The organism is Streptomyces sp. NPDC034103, assembly GCF_055575395.1.
Map to the genome: position 1 here is coordinate 387838 of NZ_JBVISS010000007.1, position 12506 is coordinate 400343.

At 71.2% G+C, this 12506-nt stretch carries 10 protein-coding genes; 3 read left to right on the forward strand and 7 right to left on the reverse strand.

Features of this window, described 5'->3' with window-relative positions:
- Nucleotides 1–2 precede the first annotated feature (2 nt).
- On the reverse strand, nt 3–440 hold the full coding sequence (locus tag ACZ56U_RS18095) for a MarR family winged helix-turn-helix transcriptional regulator (protein ID WP_469084972.1): 438 nt from the start codon (nt 438–440) through the stop codon (nt 3–5).
- A gap of 145 nt (nt 441–585) precedes the next feature.
- Between ACZ56U_RS18095 and ACZ56U_RS18100 the strand changes: the two genes are divergently transcribed.
- Nucleotides 586–774, forward strand: a complete 189-nt coding sequence (locus ACZ56U_RS18100; protein WP_391234160.1) for a ribbon-helix-helix protein, CopG family — start codon at nt 586–588, stop codon at nt 772–774.
- A gap of 10 nt (nt 775–784) precedes the next feature.
- Here ACZ56U_RS18100 and ACZ56U_RS18105 read toward each other — a convergent pair whose 3' ends face one another.
- Nucleotides 785–2236, reverse strand: a complete 1452-nt coding sequence (locus tag ACZ56U_RS18105) for an NCS2 family permease (protein WP_469084973.1) — start codon at nt 2234–2236, stop codon at nt 785–787.
- Nucleotides 2237–2349: 113 nt separating this feature from the next.
- Between ACZ56U_RS18105 and ACZ56U_RS18110 the strand changes: the two genes are divergently transcribed.
- Both ACZ56U_RS18110 and ACZ56U_RS18115 read left to right on the forward strand, forming a co-directional pair.
- The gene (locus tag ACZ56U_RS18110; RefSeq protein WP_469084974.1) at nt 2350–2610 is read left to right on the forward strand and encodes a DUF2530 domain-containing protein; all 261 of its coding nucleotides are present in this window, start codon (nt 2350–2352) and stop codon (nt 2608–2610) included.
- 96 nt (nt 2611–2706) lie between these two features.
- On the forward strand, nt 2707–5103 hold the full coding sequence (locus tag ACZ56U_RS18115) for a cation-translocating P-type ATPase (protein ID WP_469084975.1): 2397 nt from the start codon (nt 2707–2709) through the stop codon (nt 5101–5103).
- Between the two features lie 94 nt (nt 5104–5197).
- Here the strand turns inward: ACZ56U_RS18115 and ACZ56U_RS18120 are convergent, their stop codons facing one another.
- The 5 genes from ACZ56U_RS18120 to ACZ56U_RS18140 form a co-directional block, all read right to left on the reverse strand.
- The gene (locus ACZ56U_RS18120; RefSeq protein WP_469084976.1) at nt 5198–6001 is read right to left on the reverse strand and encodes a hypothetical protein; all 804 of its coding nucleotides are present in this window, start codon (nt 5999–6001) and stop codon (nt 5198–5200) included.
- A gap of 195 nt (nt 6002–6196) precedes the next feature.
- Nucleotides 6197–7057, reverse strand: a complete 861-nt coding sequence (locus tag ACZ56U_RS18125) for a hypothetical protein (protein WP_469084977.1) — start codon at nt 7055–7057, stop codon at nt 6197–6199.
- An 84-nt stretch (nt 7058–7141) separates the two neighbouring features.
- Nucleotides 7142–7900 carry a calcium-binding protein gene (locus ACZ56U_RS18130; protein ID WP_469084978.1) on the reverse strand — a complete coding sequence of 253 codons (759 nt, stop codon included), beginning with the start codon at nt 7898–7900 and terminating at the stop codon, nt 7142–7144.
- Between the two features lie 184 nt (nt 7901–8084).
- On the reverse strand, nt 8085–11192 hold the full coding sequence (locus ACZ56U_RS18135; RefSeq protein ID WP_469084979.1) for a sacsin N-terminal ATP-binding-like domain-containing protein: 3108 nt from the start codon (nt 11190–11192) through the stop codon (nt 8085–8087).
- Between the two features lie 268 nt (nt 11193–11460).
- Nucleotides 11461–12387 (reverse strand): DUF3027 domain-containing protein, encoded by a 927-nt coding sequence (locus ACZ56U_RS18140; protein WP_469084980.1) that lies wholly within the window; start codon nt 12385–12387, stop codon nt 11461–11463.
- Between the last annotated feature and the right edge of the window lie 119 nt (nt 12388–12506).

A 12506-nucleotide genomic window follows, 5' to 3' on the forward strand; every position in this document is an offset into this window, starting at 1 on the left:
GCCTACAGGTGCGCGAGCTTCTCCAGCACGGGGGCGGCGGCGCGCAGTTTCGCCCACTCGTCCTCGTCCAGTCCGTCGACCAGGGTGGCCAGAAAGGCGTTGCGCTTGACGCGGCTCTCGGCGAGCATCGCCTCGGCCTGTTCCGTCTTCGTGACGACCTTCTGGCGCCGGTCCTCGGGGTGCGGCTCCAGTCGGACCAGTCCCTTGGCCTCCAGCAGCGCCACGATGCGGGTCATCGAGGGCGGCTGGACGTGCTCCTTGCGGGCGAGCTCGCCCGGGGTGGCCTTGCCGCAGAGGGAGAGGGTGCCCAGGACCGACATCTCGGTGGGGCTGAGCGACTCGTCGACCCGCTGGTGCTTGAGTCGGCGGGACAGTCGCATCACGGCGGAGCGCAGGGAGTTCACGGCGGCTACGTCGTCGCCATGGGTAAGGTCCGGCATCTCTTTAGCGTAACTCATTACTCTCGCTAAACAAGCGGTCGCGCGCGAGGATTCCCGTGAATCCGGCCACGGAAACCGGAAAGTCACCCGTACGAGTGAGGTGGCGGCGGAAAGTGAACACCGCTCCCGGTCGGCGGCGACCCTCGTGTCCATGGGGACCAGCGTGCTCAGCCTGCGGATAGACGGGGAGCTGCTCGACCGGCTCCGGGACCATGCGGCCAAAAGGGGAATGAGCGTCCAGGACTACGTGGTCCGGACGCTCATTCGGGACGACTTCGACGAGCGGTTCCAGACCGCCGTCGAGGAGACAGAGAAGTTCTACGGGGTCACGTGACCCCCACGGCTCAGGTCAGACCCAGCGCCGGCATCAGGTAGTAGAAGCCGAAGACGGCGGCGACCACGTACATCGCGACGGGCACGTCCTTGCCCCGCCCGGCCGCCAGCCGCAGCACCACGAAGGTGATGAAGCCCATGCCGATGCCGTTGGTGATGGAGTAGGTGAACGGCATCATCACCATCGTGACGAACGCCGGGATCGCGATGGTGTGGTCGGCCCAGTCGATCTCCTTGACCGAGCCCGCCAGGATCAGGAAACCGACGGCGAGCAGCGCCGGGGTGGCCGCCTGGGACGGGACCATCGTGGCGACCGGCGTGAGGAACAGCGCCACGGCGAACAGACCGCCGGTGACGATGTTGGCGAAGCCGGTGCGCGCCCCCTCGCCCACACCCGCCGTGGACTCCACGAAGGCGGTCGTGGCCGACGAGGAGCTGGCACCGCCCGCCGCGACGGCGAGGCCGTCCACGAAGAGCACCTTGTTGATGCCCGGCATCTGCCCCTGGGCGTCGGTCAGCTTGGCCTCGTCGCTGACGCCCATGATCGTGCCCATCGCGTCGAAGAAGCACGACAGCAGGACCGTGAAGACGAAGAGGACGCCGGTCAGCGTCCCGACCTTGTCGAACCCGCCGAACAGGCTGACCTTGCCGAGCAGGCCGAAGTCGGGGGTGGCGACCGGGTTGCCGGGCCACTTCGGTGTCGTCAGCCCCCAGGACGGGACCTTGGCGACGGCCTCGATGACCATCGCCACGACCGTCATGGCGACGATCGAGATGAGGATCGCGCCGGAGACCTTGCGGACGATCAGCGCGAGGGTCAGCAGGGCGCCGAGCACGAAGACCAGGACGGGCCAGCCGTTGAGGTGGCCGTCGCCGCCGAGCTGGAGCGGGACGGTGGTCTGGGCGACGTCCGGGATACGGGAGACGAAGCCGGCGTCGACCAGGCCGATCAGCATGATGAACAGGCCGATACCGATCGAGATGGCCTTGCGCAGGCCGAAGGGGACCGCGTTCATCACGCGCTCGCGCAGGCCCGTGGCGACCAGCAGCATCACGATCAAGCCCGCCAGGACCACCATGCCCATCGCGTCCGGCCAGGACATCCGGGGCGCGAGCTGGAGGGCGACGACCGAGTTCACACCGAGGCCCGCGGCCAGCGCGATCGGCACGTTGCCGATGACGCCCATCAGCAGCGTGGTGAACGCCGCCGTCACGCAGGTGGCCGTCACCAGCTGCCCGTTGTCGAGCTGGTGGCCGTACATGTCCTTCGCGCTGCCGAGGATGATCGGGTTCAGCACGATGATGTAGGCCATCGCGAAGAAGGTGGCGAATCCGCCGCGGACCTCACGGGACAGCGTGCTGCCGCGCTCCGAGATCCTGAAGTAGCGGTCGAGGGCGCCGGGAGCGGGGGCGCCGCCCGACGGCTGGGGAGCGGGGGCCTTGGCGGGTGCCGAGGTCGACATTGGCGTTTCCTACGAACAGAAGTGGTCAGGCACAGATTGTTTCAGTATGAACATATGAACCAGGAGATGGCCATCTCCGCGCGTAGAAGTGACCACCTCGTAAGCTGTGCCCCATGGCGAAGTGGACCCCCCAGCACGAGGCACCGGAGCCCCTGGAGGGCCCCATCGTGCCGACGATCATCGGCGGCACGATCCTGTGGTTCGTCCTCTTCCTCGTCCAGCTCCCCTTCTACGGCTGGTTCGACGACCACGGGCACGCGTGGTGGGTGTGGACCTGTCTGGCCGGCGCGGGGCTCGGACTGATCGGCATCTACTACGTCCGCCGCCGCGACGCCGCCCTCAAGCGGGCGACCGCCGTACGAGAAGACCAGTAGGCCGTACAACCCCCGTACCACTCACCCTCCTCCCCAGGTCGGATCTTCCGGTCACTCGCCGGGTGAAGCCGTAAATCCGCACGTACCGTCGAATGCATGACGCACACCGACGCGGGCGCCGAACTCGATCCTGCGCATCCCCTGCCCCTCCCCGCGGCCGGGGCGAGCGGGCTGTCCGCCGCCGAGGTGGCCGAGCGGATCGCCGACGGGCAGGTCAACGACGTCCCCGTGCGCAGCAGCCGGTCGATGGCCGACATCGTCCGCGCCAACGTCTTCACCCGGTTCAACGCCATCATCGGCGTGCTGTGGCTCGTCATGCTGTTCGTGGCGCCGTTCCAGGACAGCCTGTTCGGATACGTGATCCTCGCCAACACCGGGATAGGCATCATCCAGGAGTGGCGGGCGAAGAAGACCCTCGACTCCCTCGCGGTGATCGGCGAGGCCAGGCCGACGGTACGGCGGGACGGGACGGCCCAGGAGGTCAGCACCTCCGACATCGTGCTGGACGACCTCATCGAGATCGGGCCCGGCGACAAGGCCGTGGTCGACGGGGTGTGCGTCGAGGCCGACGGGCTGGAGATCGACGAGTCGCTGCTCACCGGCGAGGCCGATCCCGTGGTCAAGCGGCCCGGGGACGAGGTCATGTCCGGCAGCTTCGTCGTCGCGGGCGGCGGCGCGTTCCGGGCCACCAAGGTGGGGCGCGAGGCCTACGCCGCCCAGCTCGCCGAGGAGGCCTCCCGCTTCACCCTCGTCCACTCCGAGCTGCGCTCCGGCATCTCCACGATCCTCAAGTACGTGACGTGGATGATGATCCCGGCCGCGACCGGCCTGGTGATCACCCAGCTCGTGGTCAAGAGCAACGACCTCAAGGAGTCCATCGCCCGCACGGTGGGCGGCATCGTCCCGATGGTCCCCGAGGGCCTGGTCCTCCTGACCTCCGTCGCCTTCGCGATAGGCGTCATCCGGCTTGGCCGAAAACAGTGCCTGGTCCAGGAGCTGCCCGCCATCGAGGGGCTCGCCCGCGTCGACACGGTCTGCCTCGACAAGACGGGCACCCTCACCGAGGGCGGCATGGACGTCACCGAGCTGCGGCCGCTGAACGGCGCCGACGAGACGTACGTCCGCACGGTGCTCGGCGCCCTCGGCGAGTCCGACCCGCGCCCCAACGCCTCCCTGAGGGCCGTCATCGACGCCTACCCGGACACCGAGGACTGGCGCTGCACCGAGTCGCTGCCCTTTTCCTCCGCCCGCAAGTACAGCGGCGCCTCCTTCAGCGAGGGCACCGGCGAGTCCAGTACCTGGCTGCTGGGGGCGCCGGACGTGCTGCTCGCCACGGACGACCCGGCGCTCGCCGAGACCGGGCGGCTGAACGAACAGGGCCTGCGGGTCCTGCTGCTGGCCCGGACCGTGCGGGACCTGGACGACCCCGAAGTGGCCGGCGCGGTCGATCCCACGGCCCTGGTGGTGCTGGAGCAGCGGCTGCGGCCCGACGCGGCCGACACCCTGCGGTACTTCGCCGAGCAGGACGTACGGGCCAAGGTCATCTCCGGGGACAACGCGGTGTCGGTGGGCGCGGTGGCCGCCAAGCTCGGGCTCGACGGGGCGACCGTCGACGCGCGCGCCCTGCCCGCCGACCAGGAGGGCATGGCGAAGGCCCTGGACGAGGGCACGGTGTTCGGGCGGGTCACCCCACGGCAGAAGCGGGACATGGTCGGCGCCCTCCAGTCCCGCGGGTACACGGTCGCGATGACCGGCGACGGCGTGAACGACGTCCTCGCGCTCAAGGACGCCGACATCGGGGTGTCGATGGGCTCGGGGTCGGAGGCGACCCGGGCGGTGGCGCAGATCGTGCTGCTCAACAACAGCTTCGCGACCCTGCCCTCGGTGGTCGCCGAGGGGCGCCGGGTCATCGGGAACATCACGCGGGTGGCGACGCTGTTCCTGGTCAAGACCGTGTACTCGGTGCTGCTGGCGCTGCTGGTGGTGTGCTGGCAGGTGGAGTACCCGTTCCTGCCCAGGCACCTGACCCTGCTGTCCACCCTGACGATCGGCGTCCCGGCGTTCTTCCTCGCCCTCGCCCCCAACACCGAGCGGGCCCGGCCCCACTTCGTGCGCCGGGTCATGCGGTACGCCATCCCGGGCGGGCTGCTGGCCGGGATCGCGACCTTCGTGACGTACCTGATCGCCCGTCACCACTACACCGGCCAGGGCGCGTTGGACGCCGAGACGAGCGTCGCCACGCTCACCCTGTTCCTGATCTCGATGTGGGTGCTCGCCATCATCGCCCGCCCGTACACCTGGTGGCGGGTGGCGCTGGTGGCGTCGATGGGCGCGGGCTTCCTGCTGGTGCTGGTCGTGCCGTGGCTCCAGGACTTCTTCGCGCTGAAGCTGGTGGGCGTGACGATGCCGTGGATCGCGGTGGGCATCTCGGTGGTGGCGGCGGCCGCCCTGGAGTTCACGTGGAAGTGGGTCGACCGCCGCGTGCCCGCTTAGCGCGGGGCTTCAGCCGAAGAGGCTTGTGCCGGGTCTCGTCCGCGACTGCGTTGTGGCTGGTCGCGCAGTTCCCCGCGCCCCTTCGGGGGCGCTTTTACTGGACGTCTATGTAGTCGCCCGTCGCGCTCACCGCGGGGGTCGTCGTGGTGCCCGCGAAGCTGTAGCGGTAGTAGCCGTCCGCCGAGGCGGTGACCGTGGTGCTCAGGGTGCCCGTCGAGCTGGTCTTGACGGTCTTGACCGTGGTGTAGGTGGTCGTGCCCGCCTTGCGGAACTGAAGGTTGACCGGCTGGCTCGCGTAGCCCGTGTACGTGTTGGTCTCCCAGTTGGCGCGGGAGAGCTTGCCGGTGACCGTGATGGCCTTGCCCTTCTTCACCGGCTCGGGCGAGGCGTTGACGGTGAGCGTGGCCTTGCGCTGGAGCTTGGTGGTGCCGAAGCCCGCCTGCCAGGTGAGCCCGCCGTCCTTGGCGGCGGCGAGGGCGCCCAGCTTCCAGCTGCCCGCCTGGGAGTTGACCAGGCCGTTGGCGGAGGAGTCCGGGCGGAACTGGATCTTCGCCGTGCACTTCAGGACCGTCGAGGAGGACGCCGTGCAGGTGCCGGGGTCGTCGCCGAGGATCATGTCGTCGGATTCCAGACCGAGCGTGGTGCCGCGGTAGAGCACGGGCCCGCTCTCGAAGGAGCTCGCGGCCAGGCTCGCGGGCTTGGTCACGGTGTACGTCGCGGTGACGGTGACCTGGGTCGTGGTGCCGACCACGATGTTCTTGCCGCTGTTCACCTTGAGCGCGGAGAAGGTGACGGCGGGCCCGGCGGTGGCGGCCTGGGCGGCCGGCACGGCGAGGGCGGTGAGCGCCAGGGCGCCGGTCACGGCGGAGACGGCGGCCACGATGGTTCTGCTGCGCATGTGCGTTCCCCAGGGGGAGAAGTGATCTAGGAGTCTGTTGACTCGTGGGATGAGATCACCGGGCCCCGGGATGAGTTGTACGGGTGGGACCGAATTTTGTCGTCACCTGCACAACGCTTTGCCAAGATCGACGCTTTGCCCAGCACGAGGGCCGGCCCCGGATGGATTCCGGAGCCGGCCCTTGGGACGTGGTGCTTACTTCACGTCGACGAAGTCACCCGCGGCGCTGACCGCCGGGGTGGTCGAGGTGCCCGCGAAGGAGTACCGGAAGTAGCCGTCGGCCGAGGCCTTGACGGTGGTGCTCAGGTTGCCGGTCGAGTTGGTCTTGATGGTCTTGACCGTGGTGTAGGTGCTGGCGCTCTTCTTGCGGAACTGGAGCTTGACCGGCTGACCGGTGTAACCGGCGTACTTGTTGGTCTCCCAGTTGGCGCGGGAGAGCTTGCCGGTCACGGTGATGGTCTTGCCCTTCTTCACCGGCTCCGGAGAGGCGTTGACCGTCAGCTTCGAGTTGCGCTGGACGAGGGTCGTGCCCAGGTCACCCTGGAGGGCGCTGTCCTCGGTCGTGTAGTTGAGGGCGAGCGCACCGGCCTTCCAGCTGCCGGCGTCGGAGTTCAGCAGTTCGTTGTCACCGGGGTAGATGTCGACCAGACCCGTGCAGTTGGCGGTGGTCGCCGAGGTGACGGTGCAGGCCGCCGGCGCCACGCCGAACAGCGCGTTGACCGGCTCCTCGAGCGTCCCCTTGTAGATGAACGGGCCGTTGGCGAAGTCCTCAGCGGTGACGTCGACGTCGGCGCCGTGGGTCAACGTGTAGGTGACCTTGGTGGAGACGTGGTCGGTGGTGCCGACCTTGACCGCCTTGGCGATCTTGAGGTTCGAGAAGCTGACGTCCAGCTCGTCGGCTGCGGCCGTGCTGAAGGCGCTGTGGCCCGAAGCGGCGGAGAACGCCTTGGCGGCGTCCTCCCGGTACGAGGAACCGTCCGCCTGCGCGGCCGGAACGGCCAGGGCGGACAGGGCCAGGGCGCCGGAGACGGCGGCCACGGTGGCGCGAATACGCATGTGTTTCCTCAAGGAAGAAAGGGATGGGAGGCACCGGGCCCCAAACACGCCAGGACCCGGTGGAGAGACGTCGACCGCTGTCGCTTACTGCACGTCGATGAGGTCACCGGTGGCGTTGACCGCCGCGGTGGTCGTGGTGCCCGCGAAGACATAGCGGTAGTAGCCGTCGACCGACGCGGTGACCGTGGTGCTCAGGTTGCCCGTCGAGTTCGACTTGATGGTCTTGACCGTGGTGTAGGTGCTGGCGCTCTTCTTGCGGAACTGGAGCTTGACGGACTGGCCGGAGTAGCCCGAGTACGCCAGCGACTCCCAGTTGGCGCGGGAGAGCTTGCCGGTGACCGTGATGGTCTTGCCCTTCTTCACCGGCTCCGGAGAGGCGTTGGCCGTCAGCTTGGCGGCCCGCTGGAACGTGAAGGACCCGGCCTTCTCCGTCCAGACGTAGTCGTCGTCCTTGGCGTCGATCCACGCGTCCACGTACCACGTGCCGGCGCTGGCGTTGCTGAGGTAGTCCGTCCTCGGGTCCACCGTCACCGACGCGGTGCAGGTCGAGGTGGTGGCGCTGGACGCGGTGCAGGTCGGCTTGCCGGTGGTGAGGAAGCCGTAGCCCGGGCCCGTGAGGGAGAACTCCTGGGCGCCGGCGATACCGGAGTCGTCCTTGGCCGTGACGCTGACCTTGATGGTCTTCACGTCCGAGATGCCGACGGACGCCTTGTTGTCGCCGTCGACGACGACCTTGGTGATCGTGGTGTCGCCCAGGCTGCCGTCCGCCTGCGCGGCGGGCACGGCCAGGACGGACAGGGCCAGGGCGCCGATGGCGGCCGCCCCGATGGCTCGAATACGCATGCGATCCCCGTGTGGCGAAAGGGCCCCGACGGTCGTCGTCCCCCACGGCGATCGCCCACACGCCGGGGCCCAAGTGATCAAGGAGTCTGTTGACTCACATGATCAGATTCATGACGGGAGTGAATGGTTGTACGGGTGGTGAGAAATTTGTGCGAGAAATTTCAAGATTCCGGAAGCTGTCCGGTCAGTCGAACCACCGGTCCCGCGCCAACTCCTCCGTCCGCGACGGATCTTCCAGCAGCGCCCCCACCTCGAACCGCCGCGGCCACTGCCCCGCCGCCCAGGCCAGCCCCGCGGCCACGCCTTCGAGCGTCGAGGCGTGCAGGACAGCGTCGTTGGTCAGCCGCCAGTCCAACTCCACCCCGTCCACGAGGAGTTCCTCGTGCTCGACGTAGGTCTCCGGTGTCCGCGGTCCGAGCAGCACCCGTACGGACTCCGGCACGTCGTGCTCGGCGCCCTCGGAGTCCACCGACCCGGTGACCGACTCGCTCAGCCGCCGCACCTGGAACAGCTCCGCCAACTCGGCGGCCCGCGCGGACCGTACGGGCAGCAGCGGCACGCCCGCGGTGAAGGGCAGCAGGTCGGGCGAGTCGACGACCACGGCGTCGGCCGCGTCCACCACCTCCACCCGCCCGTCCACGACGGCTCGCAACTCGTCGGGCAGGGTGACCTGCTCAGGGTCCAGGTCGGCCAACGCACCGTAGAGGGCGTGCAGTTGAGCCCCGGTCACCACGCGCGAGGGGTCGGCCAGGCGGTCCAGCAGCTCCGCCGCCCCACCCGGCTCGTCCAGCAGCGCCGCCACCGACGTGCGGACCCCGAGCGCCCGCAGGACCTGCTCGTCGTCGAAGCCGGTCGCGTCGGCCTCGTCGTACAGGCCCCGCAGCAGCGGGTCTCCCCCGGCGGCCAGCAGACCGGCCGGGCGGCGGCCGTCGAGCACCGGGTGCCCGCGCAACCACCAGGCCGTGTAAGGCCGTACGAGCTCATGGGTGCCGTCCGGCAGCAGGATCCGCACCTGCTGGGTGAGCGCGTCCCGCAGCGGCGGCCGGGCGAGCATCGCGAGCGCCTGCGGCCAGCACTCCTCGTCCACCAGGTCCAGATCGCGCACCGCGACCAGTTCGGTGGCGACCGGCGGCACCGGCGAGTCGGGGAAGCGGTCCAGGACGTCCTCGCTCCACACGTCCACGGCGTCCAGCAGTCCGGCGTCGTCGGGCTCGGCGAAGTCCCCGTCGCGCGGATCCAGTTCGTCCGGGTCGAGGACCACGTCGGTGGCGCGGACGAGCGCGAAGTCGGCGAGCACACCGCAGGCGGCCAGCGGCTGCTCCCCCCAGCGCTCCGCCAGCTCGGCGTCCACGGCGGCCAGTTCACCCTCGCGGATCACCTGCGCGAACGGGCTGCCGGGAAGGACCAGTTCGCCCGCGGGCGCCAACTCGCCGTCCTCGTCGGGCAGCGCGAGCGCACCGAGCCAGGGCTCGTCACCGGGCTCCAGGCCCGCGTCCCGGACGAGCGCGAGGACGGTGTCGGCCAGCTCCTCCGCGTCCAGGGTGTCCTCGTCCCACGCCCCGCCGTCGTCGTCCAGCGACGCGGCGACCGCGGCCCGCACCTGCGGGGTGGTCAGCACCGCGCGCGGCGAGGCGGGCAGCGCGCCCAGCTTCTCCAGCAGCGGATGCGCGGCGTCCGGGTGGGCGACCTTCAGGCCGAGCCGGGCGAGCAGCGCCGGCTCGACGGCACCGCTGTCGGCGGTGGGCAGCAGGACCTGCCGGGGCCCGATGGTCGTACGGCCGTCGGCCAGGGGCACGGGCAGCCCGGACAGCCGGTCGGGGTCGACCCCGGCGAGGCTGTCGTACAGCCGCTGCCACCAGCCCGGCTCCTTCTCCAGCCCGGCGAGCCGGTCGACGGCGTCGGTGAGCGGGATACGGGCGACGCCCAGGGTGCGCAGTTCCACCCGGCGTTCCAGACCGGCGGGCAGGAGGGTGGGCAGCACCTCGGCGAGGACGCGCACGGTGTCGGCGCCGGCGCCCTCCACCACCTCCGCCTCCCTCGGGCGCAGCGCCTCGGGCAGGTCGTCGTCCTCGCCGGGCGCCAGGGCCGGCGGCAGGAACGCGGTCCTCGGCAGCCGCTCCAGGATCGCCTGCCGCAGCGCCCCGTCCAGCTCGCCCTTGCCGAGCGGACCGGGCACCAGGTCGATGGCGCCGGCGGTCACCGGCCGCCACGCGCCGAGCAGTTCGGCGTAGGCGTCGGCCGCGCGCTGCACCACGAAGTCGGTCAGCGGACCGGGCGCCGCGTGCCGGCGGGTGGGGTCCAGCGGGAAGGAGGCGATGAGCAGCGCGGGCACCCCGAGCGGCTCGTCGCTGGGCGTGGGGGCGTGCACGACCGGGCTGGTGCGGGGGCGGACGGGGGTGCCGTCGGCGTCGGCGGGCACGGCCCAGGTGACCGACCAGTGCGGCCGCTGCCGTTCCTCGACGGGACGGTCGGCGAGGAGGTCGGGCGTCAGCGGCCCGTGCGAGGCGGCCACCCGCCACCGGGTCACGCCCGCCCGGGAGTCCTCCACCACGGTGAAGGCGCCGTCGGTGCCGCGGCGCAGGGTCCGGGTGGTGTCGGTCTCGATCACCACCTCCTCCAGCCCGGGCAGAGCGAGCAGCAGGGCGTCGTCGACGGCGTCCAGGAGCCGCTCGGCGAGGTCCGCGGCGGCCGGGTCGCGCAGCGGCAGGATGACGGCGGTGTCGTAGGGGTCGGGGGCGCTGCCCTCGGCGGCGAACGGCAGCCGGAGCAGCGGGACGTGCCCGTCGCGGCGCCGGATCTCGTCCCCGAGCCCCGGGCTGTGCCGGGCGACGTCGGCGGCCAGCTCCCGGGCCTCGGCCAGGGACCAGCGCACGCCTCCGTGCCGGCCGACGACGGCGGGCTCGTCGGTGACGGCGAGCACGGCGGCGAACCCGACGCCGAAGCGGCCGATGGAGGGGGTGTCCCGCTTGGCGGAGGCGCGCAGCGTGGAGAGCGACTCGACACCGGCGGCGTCCAGCGGGGCGCCGGTGTTGGCGGCGACGAGCACACCCTCGCGGAGGGTGAGCCGGAGCCGTCCGGGCACGTTCGCCCTGGCGGCGGCGTCGGCCGCGTTCTGGGCGAGCTCCACGACCAGCCGGTCCCGGTACCCGCCGAGGACGAGGTCCTCCTCGGCGTTGGCGTCCTCCCGGAACCGGGCGGGGCTGGTGGCCCAGGCGTCGAGCACACCCCGCCTCAGACGGGCGGTCCCGAACGGGTCGGCACCCTCGGCAGCGGGCCGCACGAACTTGCTCACGTTCAACACTCTCCTCGTCGGCGTGGGGTCGAAGGTACCGCGAGGAGAGGGGGTCGTAGATCGGGGAAGCCTTGTCCGGCCCGGGCGGCCGCGCGCCCACGGCAAAGCCGCCGCTGAACGCGGTCTCGCCCCCGCCGCCCCCGCCCGTCCCTCCCCCAGAGGAGGGTCCCCCACCGGGGGCTGCCGACCCCGGACCCCCGCTGCCGGTCCTGAACGGGCCTCGTCCTCAAACGCCGGACCGGCTCAGAAACACGGACCGGCCGCGGGCCTACGAGTGGCCCAGTTCCGCCGACTCCTCGTCCGCGAGCGCCGGGACCGAGCCCGAGTCCGGGGCCGGGCGCAGCGGGAAGGGGTCCACCTTCGTCTCGTCGATCACCGGCGCCGCCGGACGCGGCGGCGTCGGCATGACCGCGGCCTCGGAGTGGCCGCCGCAGCCGTACGCGAGCGACACCACCCGGCCGTCCGCGGGGGCGAACTCGTTGGCGCAGACACCGAAGGCCTGGCCGAGGGAGCCGCCGATCGGCTGGAGGAAGCCGCAGCTGGCACAGGTCGCGGGGGCCGCCTGGGCCATGGGGGTCTTGGCGCCGTAGGACTCCTCCCAGCGGTCGGCGGCGATGTGCAGCCCGTAGCGGGACAGGACCCGGGCGCGACGCATGCCCAGCTCCTCCGCGACGGCGGCGATCGAACCGCGCGCGGGCACCACGGGCAGGTGCGCCGGCGAGCCCGAGGTGATGTCCGCGTCCTCGGCCTCCACCAGCTCGGCCATCTCCTCGGAGACGGCGGCGCTCGGCACCGGCTCGTCCCCGCCGGAGTAACCGGGCTCCAGACGGAGGTCCTCGGCGTCGGTGGGCAGCAGATCCCCCGGCCCCATGTCCCCGGGGCGCAGCCGCTCGCTCCACGGCACCCACTCGGGGGCGAGCAGCGCGTCGGGGCCGGGCAGCAGCACGACCTCGTCGAGGGTCACGATCTTCGCCCGGGAGGCCCGCGCGACGGTGACCGCCCAGCGCCAGCCCCGGTAGCCGAGTTCCTTGCACTCGAAGAAGTGCGTGACGACCCGGTCGCCCTCGGACTCAAGGCCCGCGTGCTCACCGACGACGCCGGGCGCCGCCGCCTCCTCCGCTGCGGTGCGGGCGAGGTCGACCGCCTCGGCGCACAGGCGGTCGGGGGTGCGGCTTCGCGTGGTCGCTGCGCTCACAGGTATCGCTTCTCTCCTACGCCGTCACTGTGGTGCGTACGCCGGTGGCGAGGGGGCGGACGGAGCGGACCGGGGGACCGCGTCGACGTCCACGCCCGCTCGCGCTCGGGCGCACCTGT

What these genes read in the sequence shown, in the direction of transcription:
- ACZ56U_RS18095 (WP_469084972.1), bottom strand. Translation starts at nt 440, where the DNA reads ATGCCGGACCTTACCCATGGCGACGACGTAGCCGCCGTGAACTCCCTG.
- ACZ56U_RS18105 (WP_469084973.1), bottom strand. Translation starts at nt 2,236, where the DNA reads ATGTCGACCTCGGCACCCGCCAAGGCCCCCGCTCCCCAGCCGTCGGGC.
- ACZ56U_RS18110 (WP_469084974.1), top strand. Translation starts at nt 2,350, where the DNA reads ATGGCGAAGTGGACCCCCCAGCACGAGGCACCGGAGCCCCTGGAGGGC.
- ACZ56U_RS18115 (WP_469084975.1), top strand. Translation starts at nt 2,707, where the DNA reads ATGACGCACACCGACGCGGGCGCCGAACTCGATCCTGCGCATCCCCTG.
- ACZ56U_RS18120 (WP_469084976.1), bottom strand. Translation starts at nt 6,001, where the DNA reads ATGCGCAGCAGAACCATCGTGGCCGCCGTCTCCGCCGTGACCGGCGCC.
- ACZ56U_RS18125 (WP_469084977.1), bottom strand. Translation starts at nt 7,057, where the DNA reads ATGCGTATTCGCGCCACCGTGGCCGCCGTCTCCGGCGCCCTGGCCCTG.
- ACZ56U_RS18130 (WP_469084978.1), bottom strand. Translation starts at nt 7,900, where the DNA reads ATGCGTATTCGAGCCATCGGGGCGGCCGCCATCGGCGCCCTGGCCCTG.